The 19597-nt window shown below is 71.6% G+C and carries 15 protein-coding genes; 4 read left to right on the top strand and 11 right to left on the bottom strand.

The genetic code is table 11. The annotated features are described in order from the left end of the window. The first annotated feature begins 204 nt into the window (after nucleotides 1–204). From J7520_RS00735 to J7520_RS00725, 3 genes are all read left to right on the top strand, one after another. A complete protein-coding gene (locus J7520_RS00735) occupies nucleotides 205–591 on the top strand; it encodes a hypothetical protein (RefSeq protein WP_291182774.1) in 387 nt (128 codons plus the stop codon). A gap of 119 nt (nucleotides 592–710) precedes the next feature. Then, nucleotides 711–1505 carry a M90 family metallopeptidase gene (locus J7520_RS00730; RefSeq protein WP_291182773.1) on the top strand — a complete coding sequence of 265 codons (795 nt, stop codon included), beginning with the start codon at nucleotides 711–713 and terminating at the stop codon, nucleotides 1503–1505. Between the two features lie 62 nt (nucleotides 1506–1567). Beyond that, a complete protein-coding gene (locus J7520_RS00725) occupies nucleotides 1568–4348 on the top strand; it encodes a C25 family cysteine peptidase (protein ID WP_291182771.1) in 2781 nt (926 codons plus the stop codon). A gap of 203 nt (nucleotides 4349–4551) precedes the next feature. On the opposite strand, the gene J7520_RS00720 is transcribed toward J7520_RS00725, so the two are convergent. The 3 genes from J7520_RS00720 to J7520_RS00710 are packed head-to-tail and all read right to left on the bottom strand — an operon-like array spanning nucleotide 4552 to nucleotide 8105. Beyond that, nucleotides 4552–5553, bottom strand: coding sequence for an FHA domain-containing protein (locus J7520_RS00720; protein WP_291182770.1), 1002 nt, complete (start codon nucleotides 5551–5553; stop codon nucleotides 4552–4554). Next, nucleotides 5541–6896 carry a serine protease gene (locus J7520_RS00715; protein WP_291182769.1) on the bottom strand — a complete coding sequence of 452 codons (1356 nt, stop codon included), beginning with the start codon at nucleotides 6894–6896 and terminating at the stop codon, nucleotides 5541–5543. The genes J7520_RS00720 and J7520_RS00715 overlap by 13 nt, the downstream gene beginning before the upstream one ends. Nucleotides 6897–6944: 48 nt before the next feature. Continuing rightward, on the bottom strand, nucleotides 6945–8105 hold the full coding sequence (locus tag J7520_RS00710) for a glycosyltransferase family 1 protein (protein ID WP_291182767.1): 1161 nt from the start codon (nucleotides 8103–8105) through the stop codon (nucleotides 6945–6947). Nucleotides 8106–8271: 166 nt separating this feature from the next. Here J7520_RS00710 and J7520_RS00705 point away from each other — a divergent pair, with 166 nt between their 5' ends. After that, entirely contained in the window at nucleotides 8272–10365 is a 2094-nt protein-coding gene (locus J7520_RS00705; RefSeq protein WP_291182765.1) for a prolyl oligopeptidase family serine peptidase, read from the top strand. Between the two features lie 162 nt (nucleotides 10366–10527). On the opposite strand, the gene J7520_RS00700 is transcribed toward J7520_RS00705, so the two are convergent. The 8 genes from J7520_RS00700 to J7520_RS00665 form a co-directional block, all read right to left on the bottom strand. Beyond that, on the bottom strand, nucleotides 10528–11562 hold the full coding sequence (locus J7520_RS00700) for a GDP-mannose 4,6-dehydratase (RefSeq protein ID WP_291182763.1): 1035 nt from the start codon (nucleotides 11560–11562) through the stop codon (nucleotides 10528–10530). 64 nt (nucleotides 11563–11626) lie between these two features. After that, nucleotides 11627–13192, bottom strand: a complete 1566-nt coding sequence (locus J7520_RS00695) for a glycosyltransferase (RefSeq protein ID WP_291182761.1) — start codon at nucleotides 13190–13192, stop codon at nucleotides 11627–11629. Then, nucleotides 13189–15834: a glycosyltransferase gene (locus J7520_RS00690; protein ID WP_291182759.1), complete on the bottom strand. Its 2646-nt coding sequence runs from the start codon at nucleotides 15832–15834 to the stop codon at nucleotides 13189–13191. Before J7520_RS00690 ends, J7520_RS00695 begins: the two co-directional genes overlap by 4 nt. A gap of 2 nt (nucleotides 15835–15836) precedes the next feature. Continuing rightward, nucleotides 15837–16103, bottom strand: a complete 267-nt coding sequence (locus J7520_RS00685; protein WP_291182758.1) for a hypothetical protein — start codon at nucleotides 16101–16103, stop codon at nucleotides 15837–15839. Next, a complete protein-coding gene (locus J7520_RS00680; RefSeq protein ID WP_291182756.1) occupies nucleotides 16100–16810 on the bottom strand; it encodes an ABC transporter ATP-binding protein in 711 nt (236 codons plus the stop codon). The genes J7520_RS00685 and J7520_RS00680 overlap by 4 nt, the downstream gene beginning before the upstream one ends. 1 nt (nucleotide 16811) lies before the next feature. Continuing rightward, the gene (locus J7520_RS00675) at nucleotides 16812–17573 is read right to left on the bottom strand and encodes an ABC transporter permease (protein ID WP_291182755.1); all 762 of its coding nucleotides are present in this window, start codon (nucleotides 17571–17573) and stop codon (nucleotides 16812–16814) included. 46 nt (nucleotides 17574–17619) lie between these two features. Then, entirely contained in the window at nucleotides 17620–19005 is a 1386-nt protein-coding gene (locus tag J7520_RS00670; protein ID WP_291182753.1) for a hypothetical protein, read from the bottom strand. Nucleotides 19006–19024: 19 nt separating this feature from the next. Next, nucleotides 19025–19558 carry a hypothetical protein gene (locus J7520_RS00665; RefSeq protein WP_291182751.1) on the bottom strand — a complete coding sequence of 178 codons (534 nt, stop codon included), beginning with the start codon at nucleotides 19556–19558 and terminating at the stop codon, nucleotides 19025–19027. Nucleotides 19559–19597: the final 39 nt, after the last annotated feature.

The following is a 19597-nucleotide window of genomic DNA, read 5'->3' as shown; positions in this document are numbered from 1 at the left end:
AGGAGGACGCGCCGCGTCCGCCACGCCTTCTGTCCGCGTCGAACGTCCGCGAGTGTCCGCCGGTGTCCGTCGGACACTGTCCAGCCGGGCGAAAGCGCGACCGAAGACCCTTGGCGGGGTGGCACGGAACATGCTAAAGGCAGGCACTGGAGTCGACCCATGGATCGTGCGAGCATTGCCGTTCCCCGCGCCGGGAATCCCTTCATGAACAAGTCCGTCCTCGCTCTTGCGTTCGTTGCGGCCGCGGCTTGCTGCGTGAACGCGTTCGCGCAGGACGCGCCGCTGCGCGGCGTCGGGCTGCTCGCGCTGAACGCGTCGGGCGACTCGGACAGCAGCGGCCTGGGCGGCGGAAGTTCGTCCGGCGCGCGCGGCATGATGGTCGACGTACCGGACGAAGGCGGCGGCAGCACGCCGCGCAACCTGCGGGGCGGCGGCGACACGGCGCCGAATCGCAGCGCGCCCGTGAAGTCGCCCGATGCCTTGCCGCCGAATGCGATCGCGCCGACCGGCGACCCGGCCGCACCGATCGTGGCGACGCCGAAGCGCCCGACCTATCGCTGGCAATCCCTGGTGCCCGGCGCGATCAAGTGAATCGGCACCGCTGACCCCGCGATCCCGCACTCGCCTTTCATGCCATCGAGCGACCGCGCGTTGCGCACCGCCGCGCGATGCCGCTCTAATCCGCTCCTGATCCTTCCCGCGGAACCCGCATGACGAACTGGTTGCGCCGCCTGCGCGAGGCGTTCGCGCCGGCGCCGCGCATCGGCGACGCCGACTGGAACGCGCTCCTGGCGCGCTCGGCGCTGTTCGACCGGCTCGGCGCCGACGAGCGCGTCGCCTTGCGCGCGCTGTGCGAGCGTTTTCTCGCGCGCAAGACCTTCAGCGCCGCCGGTGGCCACGTATTGAACGACGCCGAGTGCCTGGCGATCGCGGCGCTGGCCTGCCTGCCGGTGCTGCATCTGGGGTTCGATCATCTAGCCGGCTGGCGCGAGGTCATCGTCTATCCGGGCGAGTTCCGCGTGCGTCGCGAGCACCACGACGAACACAGCGGCGTGGTCACCGAGGGCGACGACGAGTTGATCGGCGAGGCCTGGGAGCACGGACCGGTGATCCTGTCCTGGGCCGACGTCGCCACCGATCTGGAACGACCGTTCGACGGCTTCAACGTCGTCGCGCACGAGATCGCGCACAAGCTCGACGCGCTGGACGGCGCGATGAACGGCACGCCGCGGCTGCCGCCGTCGATCGCGCGGCGCGACTGGGTCGAGGCGATGCAGTCGGCCTACGACGCGCTGCTGCGCGCGGTCGAGCGCGGCCGTGAGACCGCGATCGATCCCTACGCGGCGGAATCGGCCGACGAATACTTCGCCGTGGTCAGCGAGCTGCACTTCTCCGACCCGGCCACGCTGGCGCGCGAAGCGCCGGCGGTGGCGGCGCTGCTGGCGCGCTTCTACGGCGCGCGGGCGCCGGAAACTTCGGTTGCGGCGTCGCGGTCAGACCGGTAGCCTGCGCGGTTCCACAGCCGTTTCCGCCGCGCAGAACGTTCTCCGCGAGCGCCTTTCCCGACATGCCATCCGCCTTCCCGATCCGCGCGTTCGCGCTGACCCTGTTCGCCGCCCCATTGTCCGCGCTGGCCTGCAACGGCCGCCTGCACATCGAACTCGAGCACGCCGGCGTCTATACGCTGGACCACGCCGCGATCGTCGCCGCGCAGCCTGGCCTGGCCGACTGCAAGGCCGAAGAGCTCGTGCTGACGCAGAACGGCAAGGAAGTGCCGATCCGCATCGTCACAGCCGGCGAGCGGTTCGCGAGCGGCGATCGCATCGAATGGATCGGCCAGCCGCTGCACGGGCCGGAAAGCTGGTACGACCCCTACAGCGTCAACAACGTCTACCTGCTCGGCGCCGCGTCCGGCACGCACGCGCGCCTGCGCGACGTCGAGGCCGCCGGCACCGGCCGCGCGGCGCTGGAGCGCCAGCTGCACCTCGAGCAGGAAAACCTGATGATCCGGCTCGATCAGTCGCAGCAGAAGCCGGGGCAGGAATCCGACGTCTGGCAATGGGCCAAGCTGACCCAGGTCGACGCGAAGCCGTTCGAGACGCGCCTGGATCTTCCCGATCTCGACGCGCGCGCCGCGACGGTGAAGCTGGAGCTGAATTTCCGCGGCCTGTCCGCGTTGAACCCGCCATACAAGTACAAGGGCGACGCGCTCGAGGACCACGCCGTCGACGTGCTGGTCAACGGCAAGGCGCTGACCACGCTGCGCTGGAACGGCCGCGACGAGATCCGGCGCACGCTGGAGGTGCCGGGCGGCTGGCTGAAGGCGCGCGAGAACACGCTGGGCCTGCGCGTGCCCAAGCGCCCGCTGCCGTGGGACGGCAAGCAGGACGCGGTCGACGTGGTGATGTTCAACTGGCTGGAGACGCACTATCCGCTGGCCGGCGACCTGGACGCCGGTACGTTGCCGCTGCGTGTGCGCGCCGACGCACAGGCGCCGCTGCAGCTCACCTGGCGCGGCGAGAACGTTCCGGTCCTGTACGGCAGCGACGGCGTGCGCCGACCCGGCCGCGCGCTCGGCGCGGGCCGCTACGCGTTCGCGCCGGCAGCGGTGGGAACCGAGCTGTTCCCGGTGCTCGGTGCCGGCCTGGCCAAGCCGGTCGCATTGCGCGCGGTCGCCGACAACCACTGGCGCCAGCCGGAGCAGGCCTACGACTACCTGATCGTCAGTCATCCGAGCCTGATCGAGTCGATCAAGCCGCTGGCCGAGTTTCACGAGAAGCGCGGTCTCAAGGTCGCGGTCCTCGACATCGACGCGGTCTACGACGAGTTCAACCACGGCATCACCCACCCGCAGGCGGTGCGCAACCTCGTCGACGTCGCCTACCACTCCTGGCCGTCGCCGCGTCCGCGCTTCCTGCTGCTGGTCGGCGACGCCAGCTTCGACATCCGCAGCGACCAGTACCGCGACGGCGCCTACGCCAAATGGGTGGACCAGGAACTGCTCTATCCGAACGCGTTCGGCACCATCGCCAGCGCGCACTACAAGGAGCTGCCGAAGAAGCTGTCCGAGCGCAACCTGATCCCGACCTGGCAGTTCCCTTCGCCGGAAGGACAGTCGGCCAGCGACAACTGGTTCGCCGCGGTCGACGGCGACGACTGGCATCCGGTGATCGCGGTCGGGCGCTTCCCGGTGGTCAAGCCGGAGGAAGTGAAGGCGATCGTCGACAAGACGATCGACTACGTCAGCAAGCCGCAGCTCGGCGCCTGGCGCCGCGACGTGATGTTCATCACCGACGAGATCGATTCGTTCAAGAAGGCCTCCGACGAGATCGCCTCCGCGCTCGGCAAGGAAGGCTTCCTCGCCGACAAGGTCTACGCCAGCCCGAAGGAATCGGACAACCAGGCGCACCAGACCGCGATCCGCGACGGCATCGACGACGGCCGCCTGCTGGTGCACTTCATCGGCCACGGCGGGCGCTACATCTGGCGCACCGGCCCGCCGGACCTGCGCAAGAACCACGACCTGTTCACCCTCGACGACGTCGGCGCGCTGAGCAACGCCGAGCGCCTGCCGATGGTGTTGTCGATGACCTGCTACTCGGCGCCGTTCGACAACCCGACCGAAGACTCGATCGGCGAGAAGTTCCTGCGCGAACCGGGCAAGGGCGCGGTCGCGGTGTTCGCGGCCTCGTGGCGCAACTCGCCCTCGCCCGCGTTCAGCAAGAGCATCATCAGCGAGCTGCTGACGCCGGGCGCGACGATCGGCGAGGCGATCGTGCGCGGCAAGAAGCAGTCCAAGGACCGCGTGCTGGTGGAGATGTACAACCTGCTCGGCGATCCGGCCGTAGTGCTCGAGCGTCCGCGCGACAACGCGCGCGTCGTGCGCGACGGCGGGCGCTGGAACGAGGGCGTCGCCGTCGACCTGCAGCAGCCGGACTTCGCCGGCAACGTGCGCGTCGACTGGCTCGACGCGAAGGGCGCCAAGCTGAGCTCGGCCGACTATCGCGTCGACGAATCGCGCTTCCGCCTGCCGGTGCCGGCCGCCGCGCGCGGCAAGCTGGCGCAGGTGCGCGTCTACGCCGCCTCGCCGGCGAGCGGCCGCGACATGGTCGGCAGCGTCGACTTCGAGCCGGTCAAAGCAGGCAAGCAGGCCAGGCCGCTGCGCGTCGCGCTGGCCGACTGGTGGCGCGAACTGCGGCGCCCGGCGTACCGGGCCCCCGAATGGCATCCCGACACGATCATGCAGATCGACTTCGACGACCCCGATCCGGCGCGCACGGCCGCCGCGCGTGCCGAGCAGAAGACGCCGGGCGCGCCGTCGAAGACGGCGACGGCTGCTTCTCCGTAGTTGCTGGCGCGCGAGAAGCGTTTTTCTCGCAGAGACGCAGAGAGCGCGGAGAAGAGCACTCTCGATTTCTTTTCTCTGCGCTCTCTGCGTCTCCGCGAGAAATCCGCTCTATCGACCGGAAGGCACAGCAGCCCGGCCGACCTGCGCGTCCCTTTCCCCCGTGAGGGAAAGGGTGTTCTCGCCGAGGTACGGAGAAGGAAAGATCATTCCTCGGCTTCCGACTCCGCTCCTTCCTCCGGTTCCTTGCTGCGCGCCTGATCGAGCGTCGCCTTCAGCGCCGCGACGCGCGTGAAAAAGGTCTGCGGATTCTCCGCGCCGACCAGGCGCAGCGACGGAGGTTCGAGCCGCTGCAAGGTGACCGCCTGGCCGTAGGTCGAGCGCCACTCCGACAGCTTCAGGCTCTGCATCGTGATGCCGAGCGCCGCCAGCGCGGCCAGAGCGATCGCCTTCGCCGGCAATCGCGTCGGGCCGATCGCGCGCAGATGGAAGAAGCACATCGCGGCGAGGATCAGCCAGCCGATCACGTACTGGTAGGTGGTCAGCGCGGTCCACGACAGCGCGAACGCGCCGAATTCGCCGATCTGGTCGTACAACGAATACGCCAGCAGGCCGGCACCGAGGATCGCCAGATGCAGGCCGAAGCGCGCATGCCCGCTGAACACGCGCGACAGCACGCTCCACAGCGTCGTCCACACGGCGACGATGGCGACCACGGTCAGCACCGGCGTCAGGTAGCGGATCAGCTTCGGCTCGGCGGTTTCGTTGAGCCACAGGCCGAGCAGTTCCAGCACGAACACGATCGCGATCGCGCCGAGCGCGAACGGCCACGGCGAACGGCGACTGCCGAGCGGTTGTTCCTCGGGCACCGCCTCGGCGGACGAGCGCAGGCGCACGACGGTGTGGCCGATGCGCAGCGCCTCGGCGCCGGAGAGCGCGATGCGCTCGCGCCGCTTCGTCTCGCCCTCGGCGTACACCCCGTTGCGGCTGCCGAGGTCCTCGGCGATCCAGCGGCCGTCCTCGCCGCGCGCGATGCGCAGGTGGTGCGCGGCGACGTGCGGGTCGTCGAGCACGACGTCGTTGTCGTAGGCGCGGCCGAGCGTGATCGACGCGGCGTCGATGCGCTGGCGCAGCGCGACCTCGCGATGGCGGCCGAGCACCTCGATCCACACCGTCTCGGGCTTCGTCTTGTCGTTCATCGGGTCCATGCGATCGCTCCGAGGAAGCGCTGTCCGAGCGCCAGCGCGTTGTCGTAGCTCACGCCCTGCATCGCCAGGCGCGAGACCAGCGCCTCGCGGTCGCGGTCCTGCGTGACGGTGGTCAGCGAGACATCGTAGAGGCCGGCGAAGTCGCGATAGGCACGCGCGCACCAGACCGCGCGCAGCACCGGCGCCGCGGCGGCGTCGGCCGGCGCGACGAACTCCTCGCGGCATTCGGGCTGGGTCAGACGCTTGCGCGACCACGATCGACTCATCGAGGCGGACGCGTAGTACTGCGACAGGAACGCGGCGAACTGGAACGCGTTGAGATCGCTGCTGCGCACGTAGGCATGGGTGAGCTCGGCGCGCCCGCTCTCGATGTCCTCGGCGACGAACAGCGAGCTTTGCGAGCTGCAGCTGGAGCTGTCCATCTGCGCGCGTGGCTTGGGTGTCTGCTCGGCGTTGGTGCGCGCCCAGCAGTTGAACCAGCTCGCCGCGCTTTCCGGCGCCTGGTAGGGGCCGAACTTCGTCGCGCGGAAACCCTGTTCGTCGAGCTTGCGGTAGAAGCCCTCCTGCCAGGCGAGCAGCTGGTGGTCGATCTCCTCGCGCGTCTGCGCCGGATTCAACGGCGCGCCGCTGCGCGCGCGCTCGAGCAGCGCGGCGGCCTTGCTCGCCGGCACCAGGAAGCTGACCAGCTCGCCGTCGAGGCGCTTGGCGACGTTGATGCCGGCGACCTTGCCGGCCGCGGTGACGGCGGGACCGCCGCTCATGCCCGGGTTGATCGCGCCGGTGAAATGCACGCGCTCGTTGTAGCTGCGCTCGACCAGGCCGTTGTAGGTGCCTTCGACGATGGTGAAGCCGATGTCGAGCGGATTGCCCATCGCGTAGACGCGTTCGCCGCGCGGGATCTCGCCGGCCAGCGCGGTCGGGTCGAATTCCAGGTGCGGCAGGTCGGCGCCCTCGACGCGCACCACGGCGAGGTCGTTGGCGACGTCGATCGCGAGCAGGGTCAGCGCGCCCTGCGTGCCGTCGGGGCGCGCGAATTCGAGGCGGTAGGTCTTCGGCTCCAGCGCGTACTGGGAGACGACGTGGTAGTTGGTGATCGCCAATCCGTCCGCGCCGACCAGGAAGCCGGAACCGATCGACGACTGGCGACCGGCCGCCTCGACCAGGGTGCGCACCTGCAGGAGGCTCGGCCGCGTGCCGGCGTAGATGCCCTCGGCCGCGGCCGAGACGGGCGCCGCGGAATCCGGCGGCGGTTGCGGTTGCAGCAATTGCGCGGACGCGATCGGCGCGCCGGTCGCGGTCGCGATCAGGCAGGCCAGGCGCAGCGCGAGGTTCCGTTCCTTCATCGAGTTCTCCTGACGAGAGCCGAGCCTATCGTCTGCCTCGGTCCCGGTTCAACGGGCGTGCGCGCTCGCCTCGCGATACACCGCCACCGTTTCCTCGACGCAGCGCTGCCAGGTGTAGGCCTGCGCATGCCGCGGACCGCGCCTGGCGGCGTCGGCGCGCCAGCCGGCGTCCTCGAGCAGGCGCTGCAGGCCGTCGCGCAAGGCGTCCTCGTCGAGCGGGTCGACGGTCAGCGCGATCTCGCCGTCGGCGTCGCGCGCGATTTCCGGCATCGAGGAGCGATCGGAGGTCAGCGCCGGCACGCCGCTCGCCATCGCTTCGAGCAGCGGCAGGCCGAAGCCTTCGTACAGCGACGGAAACGCGAACGCGTAGGCGCCGGCGTAGAGCAGCGGCAGCTCTTCCTCGGCGACGTAGCCGAGGCGGCGCGCCTCGCCGCGCGCTTCGAGCGGTCCCAGCGCGCGTTCGAGCTCCGCCTGCAGCCAGCCGCGCGCGCCGACCACCACCAGCGGATGCCGCGCGCGCAGCGCCGCCGGCAGCGCCGAGTAGGCGCGCGCGAGGCGAGCGAGGTTCTTGCGCGGCTCCTGCGTGGCGACGACGAGCAGGTAGGCGCGATCGTCCAGCGCGTGCTTGCGCAAGGTCGCGCGCAGTTCGTCCGGCGGGCGCGGCCGATACGTCGCGTCGACGCCGAGCGGCACCACGCGCAGGCGCGCGCGCGGCACCGACAGCTTGGTCTCGATCTCGTCGGCGATGGACTGCGAGTCGGTCAGCACCGCGAAGGCCTTCTCCAGGCTGCGCGGCAGATGGCGGTCGAGAAAGCGCACGCGCTCGATCGGATGCGTCTCGGGATGGTTCAGCCAGGACAGGTCGTGCACCGTCGTCAGCGCGGGGCCGTCGAACGGCATCAGCACGTAGTTCGGCGTGTGCAGCAGCCAGCCGTCGAGGCGGCGCGTGTGCAGGCGGAACAACGCCGAGCGCAGCTGCGTGTACGCCTCCAGCGCGAAGGTCTTGAACGGCACGTTGCGCCGCACCGCGGCGATCGTCGCGTTCGCGTGCAGCGCGTGCTCCGGATCGTCGACCCAGCGATAGGCCGAGTACAGCTTGAGCGCCTCGATCTCGCGATGCCGCGCCAGCCCGCGCGCCAGCTCCAGCGCGTAGCGGCCGATGCCGGTCAGCGGTGCGGTGATCGCGTCGACGTTGAAGATCACACGCATGCGCGGCGGATTCCTGGCGAAACGGGAAAGCGGGGATTGAACCACGAAGCGTACACAAGCCGTCGCGGCCGCGCTTCGTCGCCTCGATGCGGAATTTCGACCCAGGCCCGCATTTCGCGCCCGGCGTTGCGGCTACCCTGCGGGCTCGCCATCCGAGGCCGCGCACATGAAGAACATCGTCCGGGCTTGCCTGTGGTCGTCGTCCGTCTGGTTGTCCGCCGCCGCTGCCGCGCCGGCGTTCGACATCGACGCCGCGCTCGGCGCGCCGTACCCGGACGCGCCGGTCGCCGCCGAGCGCGCGCCGTTGATCGCCTGGAGCGCGAACGAGCGCGGCGTGCGCAACCTGTGGGCCGCGCGCGCGCCGGAGTTCGCGCCGCGCAAGCTCACCGTCTACGACCGCGACGACGGCCAGACCTTGACCGCGCTGCAGCTCAGCGCCGGCGGCCGCTGGCTCGCCTACGTGCGCGGCGCACCGAGCAGCGGCGCGAGCGGACAGTCGCTGAACCCGGCCAACGACGCCGACGGCGCCGAGCGGGCGTTGTGGGTGATCGCCACCGACGGCAGCGGCAAGCCGACCAGCCTGCCCGGCGCGCGCGCGCCGTTGTTCGCGCCGCAGGGCGATGCGCTGCTGTTCAACCGCGCCGGCGTCGTCGGCTGCCACGCGCTCACCGACCCGGCGCCGGCGTGGTGCCGGGAAACCCTGCTGAAACTGCAAGGCGCGAACGCCGCCGTCGCGTTTTCGCCCGACGGCACGCGCCTGCTGTTCGTCAGCGATCGCGGCGACCGCGCCTACGTCGGCGTGCTCGACCTCGGCACGCGTGAGGTGCGCTGGATGGCGCCGGACTTCAACCGCGACTCGGCGCCGGTCTGGTCGCCGGACGGCAAGCGCATCGCGTTCCTGCGCAGCGCCGGGCTGCGCAACGACGACAAGTTCGACCTGATCGCGGCCAACCGCTTCGAGATCCGGCGCGCCGACGCCGCCAGCGGTCGAGCCGAGCGCCTGTTCGAATCCGGCCCGGACGCCGGCGGCTACGCGCAGTTCGCGGTCGACCAGCCGCTGCGCTGGACGCGCGACGGACTGGTGTTCGCGTCCGAGGAGAACGGCTGGCTGCACTGGTACGCGCTGTCGCCCGACGGCGGCGCGCCGCGCGCGCTCAGCCGCGGCGACTGCGAGGCCGCGAGCGCGGCGACGCCCGGCAACGGCGCGCTGGTCTTCAGCGGCAACTGCGCCGACATCGAGCGGCCGCAGCTGTTCGCCGCGGAGGCGTCGCGCCAGCGGCGGCTGACGCGTGCGGAGGACGACATCGAAACCGATCCCGCCGTCGTCGCCGGCGGCGACTGGATCGCGCTGCGCCACTCCGACGCGCGCCTGCCGACCGCGATCGCCGTGCTGCCCGCGCGCGGCGGCGAAGTGCGTCGGATCTTCCCGGCGAAGCTGCCGGACGACTTCCCGCAGGCCGCGCTGGTCGAACCGAAGACGCTGACCTTGCGCGCGGCCGACGGCGTCGTGTCGCATGCGCAGCTGTTCGAGCCGAAGCACGGCGACAAGCGCCGACCGGCGATCGTCTACGTGCACGGCGGACCGATCCGGCAGATGCTGCCGGGCTGGATGCCGGTGGACTACTACGCGCACGACTACGCCAACAACCAATGGCTCGCCGCGCAAGGCTACGTCGTGCTGTCGCTGAACTATCGCGCCGGCACCGGCTACGGCCAGGCCTTCCGCCTGGCGGCGAAGCAGGGGCCGCGCGGCATGAGCGAATACCAGGACGTGCTCGCCGCGCACGCCTACCTCGCCGCGCGGCCCGACGTCGATCCCGCGCGCATCGGCATCTACGGCGGCTCCTACGGCGGCTACCTGACCGCGCAGGCGCTGGCGCGCGACTCCGACCGCTTCGCCGCCGGCGTCGACCGCCACGGCGTGCACGACTGGCGCGAGAGCGCCAAGGGCGGCGACAACAGCGGCTTGTGGGGATTGAAGCCCGGCGAACTGGAACTGGCCTGGCAATCCTCGCCCGTCGCCAAGCTCGACGGCTGGCGCTCGCCGGTGCTGCTCGTGCACGGCGACGACGACAGCGCGGTCAAGTTCGCGCAGACCACCGACCTTGCCGCACGCCTGCGCGAACGCGGCGTGCCGATCGAAACGCTGGTGCTGCCCGGCGAGGAACACATGTTCCTGCGCCACGCGAGCTGGCTCGAGGTGTATCGGCGCTCGGCCGACTTCTTCCGTCGGCAGCTCGTCGAAGGCAAGCGGCGTTGATGTTTTTCGGCGTGCGTCTGCGGGAAAGGCGCAAGCCGGTTTCTCGCAGAGGCGCAGAGAACGCAGAGTAAAAGAATTTTTCCAGAGCTTTCTCTGCGTTCTCTGCGTCTCTGCGAGAGAAAAGCTCCTCGCAAGCGATCCCCACGAGAGCGACCCGAAGTCCTACGCCCGCTCGCGCGCCAGATCGGCCTCGACCATGCGCCGCGCCAGCCCGGCGAGATCCAGGCTCGGTGCGAAACCGAGTTCGCGCCGGGCCTTCGTCGCATCGCCGACCCGCAGCGGCGCGTCGACCGGGCGGAACAGATCGGCGTCGACGCGCACGCGTACGCGGTCGCTGCCGTGTTCGACGCCGACCTCGTCGGCGCCCTCGCCGAACCAGTCGATGCGGATGCCGGCCGCTGCGAACGCGGCCGTGGCGAAGTCGCGCACGCTCATCGCCACGCCGGTGGCGAGCACGTAGTCCGCGCCGGCGTCGCGCGCGGCCATCGCGGCCATCGCGGCGACGTGGTCCGGCGCGTAGCCGAAGTCGCGCCGCGCATCGAGATTGCCGAGTTCGACCCGATCGATGCGGCCGAGCGCGATGCGCGCGACCGCGCGGCTGAGCTTGCGCGTGACGAAGGCCTCGTCGCGCCATTCCGATTCGTGGTTGAACAGGATCGCGCTCGACGCGCGCAGACCGTAGCTCGCGCGCCAGCTGCCGACCGCCGCGTGCGCGAGCAGCTTGGACAGGCCGTACGGCGACTGCGGCGCGAGCGGCGTCGCTTCGTCCTGCGGCGCGGTCGTCGGCACGCCGAAGATCTCGGCGCTGGCGGCGAGCACGAGGCGCGCCGCCGGCGCGTGCGCGCGCACCGCGTCGAGCAGGTGCACGGTGCTGAGCCCGTTCGCGACGAGGCTGGCCTGCGGGTCGCGGAACGATTCGGCCACGCGCGACTGCCCGGCGAGATGGAACAGCGCCTGCGGCTGCGTCGCCGCGACCAGTTCGGCGCAGGCCGCGGCGTCGGTCGGATCGAGCGCGGCGAGGCGCAGGCGCGGATGCGCGTCGATGCCGAGTTCGCGCAGGCGCCAGGCGTCGAACGCGCGTTGCGGCCGGTGCGTGCCGATCACGTCGACGCCGGCGCGCAGGAGATGGGCCGCCAGCAGGGCGCCGTCCTGGCCGCCGAGTCCGGTGATCAGCGCGCGTGCGTAGCCGAGGGTCATGGCGGCATTGTCGCAGAGCGCGTCTGCGCAGTCCGCATGGTCTGCGCGCAGACCGCCACGGGCGCTACGCGGATGGGCTCTCGAAGCTGCGCACGCGCGCGAAGGCGTCGGCCAGCGTCGTGTCGTGCGCGGCACCGATCTCGAGGATCGGAATGTCGAGCAGCCGGCACAGGATCTCAGCGGCCGATTCCTTGCGCGCGGCGATCAGCAACCCCTCGAACGCGTACAGCTGCAGCCAGTTCCACAGCGCGCGGTACGAGCTCTCCGCATCGTCGGCGCGCCAGGTATTGGCGGCGACCACACGGTCGCCGGCGACCAGCTCGTTGCGATCGCCGTTCGCGCGCAGGTTCCATACCGCCGCTTCGCGCAGCGTCGGTGCGCCGGCGCCGACCCACAGCAGCCGCGGCAATGGAGGCTTCCCGGCGTAGGCGCGCCGCACGCGCCAGTCGAGCGCGCGGCGCTCGAACGAGAACAGCGTGCGGCCGACCTCGGCCTCGTAGTCCGGCCAGCGACGGCGCAGCACGGCCATGCCGGCTTCGCCCAGGACGCGTCGGCGCTCCTCGCCGAAGCTTGCGCTGCGCGCGTGCCGGACCAGCACGTTGCCGGCGATCAGGTGACGCAGGCCCGCCTGCGCGGCGCGCTGGCAGAAGTCGTTCTCCTCGCCGTAGCCCTGCGGAAAAGCGGCTTCGTCCAGCTTTCCCACTTGGTCGATCGCTGTGCGGCGAAGGTACAGGCAGAAGCCGTTGCCGGTCGGCAGCTGCGGATAGGCCAGCCCGGCCTGCAACCACAGCGCGCGCGCGGCTTGCTCGACACTCCAGCCGGACGGCAACGCGTTGGCCTGCTCCAGTTCCGGTACCGAGAACGCGCCGGCGTTGTCCGACACCGCCGTCGCGGTGCCGACGTCGTCACGCGAATAGGCGGCGCGGCGTAGGCCGGTGAGCCAGTTCGGTCCGACCTCGGTGTCGGCGTTCAGCAGCACCACGTCCGCGCCGCCGGCGGCGTCGATGCCGCGGTTCGCACTGGCGGTGAAGCCGCGGTTGGACGCGTTGCGCAGCACCTCGACGCCGGCGAGGCCGGCGTAGCGCGCGAGCAGCGGCGCGATGCGCGGATCGGGGCTGGCGTCGTCGACCACGATCAGGCGCGCGCGGCCGGTCGTGTGCGCGAGCACCGAGTCGAGGCAGCGCTCGACCAGTTCCGGCGCGTCGTAGACCGGCACCACGACGACCACGTGCGCCGCGGCGGCGTCGACGCCGAACGGGACCAGTTGCGCACCGTCGACCAGCGGCAGCAGTTCCGACGCGATCGGTTCGCGCGCGAATCCGGCCTGGCCGAAGCGCAGGCACAGAGGCTCCGCGGCCAGCGGGTCGCCGTCGCGGCGCGCGCGCGGCATCGCCGCGATCGCGGCCTGGCCGGACGGCGAGAACGCGAGCGCGAACTGCGCGCGGCCGTCGGCGTCGATCGGCGCATCGGCGAAATACGTGCCGTCCAGGTCGAGCGCGACGGCGGAGAGATCGTTGCGCTCGAACGCGAGCGTGAATGTGCTCCCGTCCCAGGTCGCTTCGCGCAACGGTGGATGCAGGCGCGGCACGGCGGCGCGCCGGCGCGGCCGCAGGAAATCGAGCAGGCTCATCGGCCGCCCGCGCGCCGCAACGGCGCAGTCGCGACGTCGAACGCGACGTCCGGGTCGAGGACGCGGCCGTCGCGGATCGCGTCCCACAGGGCCTGCGTCTCGTCGTCGAGCGCGCTCTCCGTCGAGGGTCGCGCGTGCGCCATCGCCGGGTCGATCCAGGCGCGCAGTTCTTCCGCATCCGGCGCGCGCAAGCCTTCGATACCGAAACCGCGCAGGGTGTCGTACAGGCGCCGCGCCAGCGCGAGCGGATCGGCCAGCACCTCGGCGTAGTCGACCAGCACGCGCGGCCAGCCGCGGCTCGCCTCGAACGCGGCTTGCGTGTACTGCCGCCACAGCGCCAGCGCGTGGTCGCGCGCGAGCCCGTTGCGCGCAGCCAGCGATTGCGCGACCGCGTGCGGATCGCGCACGACGTGCACGAACACCGGTCGCGTCAGCAGCGGCAGCAGTTCGCGCGCGAGCAGGCACAGGCGCGGTTCCTTGATCAGCCACGGGCGCCGCGGCTCGAGCGTGCGCAGCAGCTCGGCGATGTCGCGACGGAACGCGTCGACGGCGGCCCCGGGCGCCGACGTCGGCGGCTGTTTCCAATCGCCGCCGGCCGCTTCGAGCCGGCGCAGGCAGGCGCCGTGCAGGCGGGCGAGTTCGTAATGGCCCTTCGGATTGTCGGGGCCGATCATCAGCTCGGCGTCGTCGCCCGCGTGGACGCCGAGCCGCGCGAGCAGGCCGGCGACGCTGGAAGTGCCGGAGCGGTGCATGCCGAGCACGACGATCTGGCCGCTGGCGGCTTCCGCGACGCGACTCGGACGATGCGGCGTCGGCGCCGTGCGCGCAGGCGCCAGCGTGCCGCCGCGCGCGAGCAGCTCGACCAGGCGATCGGCGCCGGTGTCGATGTCGTGTTCGCGGGCGAACGCGTCGGCGCGTGCGCGTGCCACGGCGAGCAGCGCCGCGCGCCGGTCGACGGCGTCGCGCAAGCACGCGGCGAGCGCGGCGCGATCCGGTTCGGCCCAGCGGCGCCCGTCGCCGGCGTCGACCAGGCGCGCCGCGACGGCGAGGCCGTGCTCGCGCGCCAGCGCCGCCTGGCTGCCGAAGTCGGTCGCCAGCAGCAGCCGGCCGCAGGCGATCGTCTCGGCCGCGCGCGGGTCCCAACCGCCGCCGCGGCGCGCCGAGACGTAGGCGTCGGCCGACGACAGCAGCTGCGCGCGCTGGTGCCACGGAAAGCCCCAGCCGTCGAGCAGGCGTACGCGGCCGTGCGTCGCGTGCGCAGGCAGCGAATCCAGCGCGGCGCGGATCGCCAGCGCATCGCGGCCGGGCGCGATCTGCAGCAGCAGTTGCACCGGCTCGTCGGCACGGAAAGTCGCGCGGAATGTTTCGACCAGGACTTCCGGCGCATCGCGCGCGAGGTCTTCGGCGACGGCGAGGAAGACGAAGTCGCCGCGCGGATGACGTGGCGCGGCGACGTCGGGATGGCAGTAGTCGCGATCGACGCCGAGCGGCAGCCGTTCGATCGGCGTACGCACGCCGGCGCGCGCGAAGGCGTCGCGCTGGAACGCGTCGGGGACCAGCAGCAGGTCGAGCGCGCGCGCCGCCTGCGCGGCCCGCGCCGGCGCGGTCTCCCATTCGCTGAAGCCGAGGCCGACGCGCCAGCGGCCGCGCGCCTGCGCGAAGGCGTCGATGCCGCAGGCGAGCGCGGCGTCGGGCAGCGCCGGCAGCCGTCGCCGCGCGGCGAGATCGAGGCGGCCGTCCTGCAGGTCGCCGAGTTCGCGCGTCGACGCGGCATAGCCCATGCGCAGCCCGCGTGCGTCGAGCCGGCGCACGAGCAGGCGCGCGAGCTGCGCCGGTGCGCCCGAGCTGCGCGTGGCGCCGTGCCAGAGCACGTCGCCGCGATAGTCCTCGCGCAGGCGCTCGCGCCAACGCGCGGCGAACGCGGCGCGGCTCTGCGCGAACAGGCGCGCGCGGAAACCGCCGTCGCTTTCGGTCGAGCCGTGCTGGTCGTGGCGCAGCGTGACCGCGCCGGCGATCACGCTGGCGATGCCGAGGTCGGCCGCGCGCAGGCAGCAGTCGGTGTCCTCGAAATAGCTGTGGAAGGCCTCGTCGAGGCCGCCGAGGCGCGCGAGCGCGTCGCGGCGCAGGTACGCGAGCGCGAACGCGACCGCCTGCACGCGGCGCGTGCGCGGGTACTGGCCGACCTCGCGCTCGACCTGGCCCGATTCGTTCTGCTCGCCGTGCAGGTCGTCCGGTTCGATGTAGCCGCCGACGTGGTAGACGCGGCCGTCGGCCTCCGGGCCGAGCAGGCGGCAGCCGACGATGCCGGTGGCCGGGTCCGCGTAGGCCGCGTCGCGCAGGCGGCCGAGCCAGTCGGCCTGCGTGAACAACAGATCGTTGTTGAGCAGCACGACGTCGTCGCCGGTGCGCGCGGCGGCGATGCCGGCGTTCATGCCGCGCACGAAGCCGAGGTTCTCCGGCAGGCGCAGCACGCGCACACGGCCGGCGTACCCGGCCAGGCCGCTCGGCGTGTCGTCCTCGCTGCCGTTGTCGACGACGAGCACTTCGGCGAAGTCGAGTTCGCTGGCCAGCAGCGAATCCAGGCAGCGCCGCGTCAGCGGCCACTGGTTCCAGGCGAGCACGATCAGGGTGGCGCCGCGCACCGCTAGGTGTCCGTCGTCGTCGGCCACAGCGACGCCAGCGCGCGATCGACCTCGTCGAGCGCGTAACCGGCGATCGGCGTCGCCATCAGCGACGCGACGTGTTCCATCGCGGCGGTCGGCGCGTGCGCTTCGGCGAGCACGGCACGGCGGCGCTGCGCGCCGGCCGCCTCGTCGTGCGCGAGGCGCGCGGCGGCCAGCGCGAGCTGGCGCGGCGCGAGGCCGAGGCGGCGCGCCAGGGTATCGAGACGTGCGGTGTCCAGGCCCTTCATGCCTTCGGCGTCGGAACCAGGTGCAGGTCGCGATGATAGGCCTCGAACACCTCGTCGCGGTCGCCTTCGAGGATGCTCTTGCCGTGCTCCACCCATAGCACGCGATCGCACAGCGAGGCGATCTGGGTCTCGTCGTGGCTGACCAGCACGACAGTGTGGCCTTCGCCCATGCGCGCGCGCAGCGCGGCGCCGGATTTCTGCTGGAACTCGGCGTCGCCGACTGCCATGACCTCGTCGATCAGCAGTACGTCGGGCTCGACCTGGATCGCGACCGAGAACGCCAGCCGCATCATCATGCCGGAGGAATACGCCGCGATCGGCTGCTCGAAGAAGTCGCCGAGCTCGGAGAACTCGTGGATCGCGGCCAGGCGCGCGGTGATGTCGCGCCGGCGCAGGCCGAGCATCAGGCCGGACAGCACGGCGTTGTCGCGGCCGGACAGGTGCGGCACGAAGCCAAGCGCGAGCGACAGCAGCTGGCACGACACCGGCCCGCGCTTCACCGTGCCGCGATCGGGCGCGAGGATGCCGGCGATGACGCGCAGCAGGGTGCTCTTGCCGGCGCCGTTGCGGCCGATCACGCCGAGGCGCTGGCCGCGGCGCAGGGTCAGGTCGACGTCCTCGAGCGCCCAGAAGCGATGGTCGTTCATGCGCCGCTGCGCGCTGAACGCGACGCCGACGTTGCGCAGCTCGACGAGGATCTCGCCCATCTCAGGCCGCCAGCTTCGGATAGCGCGGCGCGAGGCGCGCGACCACGAACGCGCCGAGCGCGCACGCGACCAGGGCGATCAGGCTGGCCTTGGTCAGGCCGACCCAGTTCGGCCACAGGCCGTGCATCAGGATGCCGCGCGCGGCATCCATGATCACCGCGATGGGATTGAGCGCCAGCACCTCGCGCAGCGGCGAAGGGATGTTGGACAGCATGAACACCACGCCCGACAGGTACATCACCACGTTCAGCACCTGCTCGATGACGAAGCGCAGGTCCGGCAGCAGCGGCACCATCGCGGCGATGATGAAGCCGACGCCGGCCGACAGCAGCAGGATCGCGACGAACAGCGGCAGCAGCCCGAAGTAGGCCCAGCTCGGCGGATAGCCGGACACCCACAGGATCACCAGCAGCACGGCGAAGATGTAGAAGAACTTCACCGTGTCCGACAGCACCGCGACGACGGGAAACACCAGCGGCGGCAGCGCCACCTGGCGCACCAGATTCAGGTTGCTCCAGATCGCGTAGCCGCCGTGGATCATGCACGACTTCATCCACTGCCACAGCGTCACGCCGATCAGCAGCGAAGGCAGGTAGTCCGGTCCGCCGGCGCGCAGGATGACGTGGATCAGCAGCCACCACACCGCCATCTGCATCGCCGGGTCGAGTACCCACCAGGCGAGGCCGAGATAGCTGCGCGCGCGCTCGGCGCGCAATTCCGCGTAGGTGCTGAAGAGGACGAGTTCGATCAGGTGCTGACGCATGGAGGAAGCGAGGTCGAGAACCTTGCGAGGATACCGGATTCGCCGCTCACGCCGCGCACAGTCCGTCCAGCCAGGGGCCGGCGAAGGCGAGGAACAGCAGCAGCGCGGCGAGCGCGGCGCCGAGGACGAGCCGCGGCGGCGTCAGCGCGATCGCCTCGAGGTGTCCCGCGTCGAGGCGGCGTGCGCGCAGCGCGGCAAGGAAGCTGCCGGCGAAACCGCACAGGAACGGCAACATCGGCAGCAGGAAACGCGCCTTGACGTGGATCAGGGCGAACAGCGCGAGCTGATAGGCGAGAAAGAGCGCCGCGACCAGCGCGAGGCGATCCGGCCGCCGTCGCCAGCAGGCCAGACCGAATGCCGCGGCGGCGAGCACCAGCGCGTGCAGCACGTCGTTGGCCGCGGTCAGCGTGCGCGTCAGCCACGGCGGCGTGCGGTACACCGACAGGTGGCCGGCGCAGGCCGGCCCCGGCAGCTGCGAGACCAGCAAGGTCTTCGCGCTGAACAGGCGGAAATACTGGCGTTCGAGCTGATCGACGAGCACGCCGGCGAGGCCGCGTTCGGCGACCAGCCCGCGCACCTTGTCGAGATAGGCCGCGTTGCGCTGCGGCGGCGTCGCGCCGCTGGCGAGGAATTCCGGCAGGGTCGCGCCGCCCATGTCCTGCACGTAGTCGCTGCGCCAGCGATCGGTCAGGCCGACCCAGAGGTTGTAGACCGAGCTGTCGGCGATCATCGGACGCCCGTATTCGCGCCAGCCGTGCAGCAGCGCCGGCGCGGTGACGAGCCCCAGGGCGATCACGAACAGCGCGGCGGGCCGCCAGGCCAGATACGGCTTCCGGCGACGCCAGAACATCAGCAACAGGACCGGCCAGAACGCCGACAGCAGGCTCTTGGCGAGGATCGCCAGTCCCACGCAGGCGCCGGCGGCGAACGCGCGCAGGCTCGACGCGGCGCGCGCCAGCAGGCACAGCGCGGCGAGCAGCAAGGCGAGATGCACGATCTCCGGCCACAGCCACAGCGCGTACGACGCGGTGGCCGGATTGAGCAGGAACAGCGCCGCCGCCATGTTCGCCGCGGCGACGCTGCCGCCGAGGCGCCGCCACAGGTCGCGCAGCAGCGCGCCGCAGAGGAGGAACAGCAGGGTCTGCACCAGCTGCGCGGCGAGCACGTGCGCGCCGGCGATGGCGTAGGTCGCCGCCAGCAGCAGCGGCTGCAGCGGCGGCCAGATCGTGCTCGGCATCCACGCACCGCCGGCGAGGATCGCCAGCGCGGTGTCCTGGTAGGTCGCCTCGTCGCCGATCAGCCGTTTGGCGCCCCAGGCGTAGTAGGCCGCCCAGGCCAGCGCCTGCGAAACGGCGAACAGCAGGACGAACAGCGCCGCGGCGAGGCGGCGGCGACGCGCCTCGCGCGGACGTGCCGGCGCCGCGGCATTCATCGCGGCGCGGCGCGATCCGTCATCCCTTGGCCGGTTCGGCCGGCGGCACCGCCGGGCTGCCGACCGCGCGGCGCTTCGCCGGCGCCTTGAACACCGGCGAGATCTTTTCCTTCGAGCCGTCGGTATTGGTCTGCTCGATGTAGTACCAGTATTCCTTGCACGGATCGATGGTGTCGTCGCGGTACTCGTACTTGTGCGTCTCGTCCGAGGTGCCGGCGCCGAGGATCGGGTCCTTGGTCAGCTTGGTGAATTCACCCTTCTCGCTGTCGCCGCGCCAGACGTCGAAGCCGAAGTTGTTCTGCTCGCTCGCGGTGGACCAGCGTGCGGTGTTCACGATGCGCTGCTCCGGCGCGACCTTCGACTGGTCGCCGCATTCGCCTTCCGGAATCTCCTTCGCCGGCGCGGCGGCCTCGGCGGGCTTGGGCGCTTCCGCGGCGGGCTTGGCCGGTGCGGGCGCCGGCGCGGCCTTCGGTGCGCTCGATTCCGGCGGCGTCGACGGGCTGCAGGCGGCCAGGGCGGAGGCGATCAGGGCGGTCAGGACGAGCGGACGCATGGGGACTCCGGGCTTCGGCGACAGGGCGGCAACGATAGT

Origin of the sequence: Dokdonella sp., assembly GCF_017744955.1 — a bacterium.
Lineage (GTDB): Bacteria > Pseudomonadota > Gammaproteobacteria > Xanthomonadales > Rhodanobacteraceae > Dokdonella_A.
This window is presented reverse-complemented; position numbering and strand designations above follow the sequence as displayed.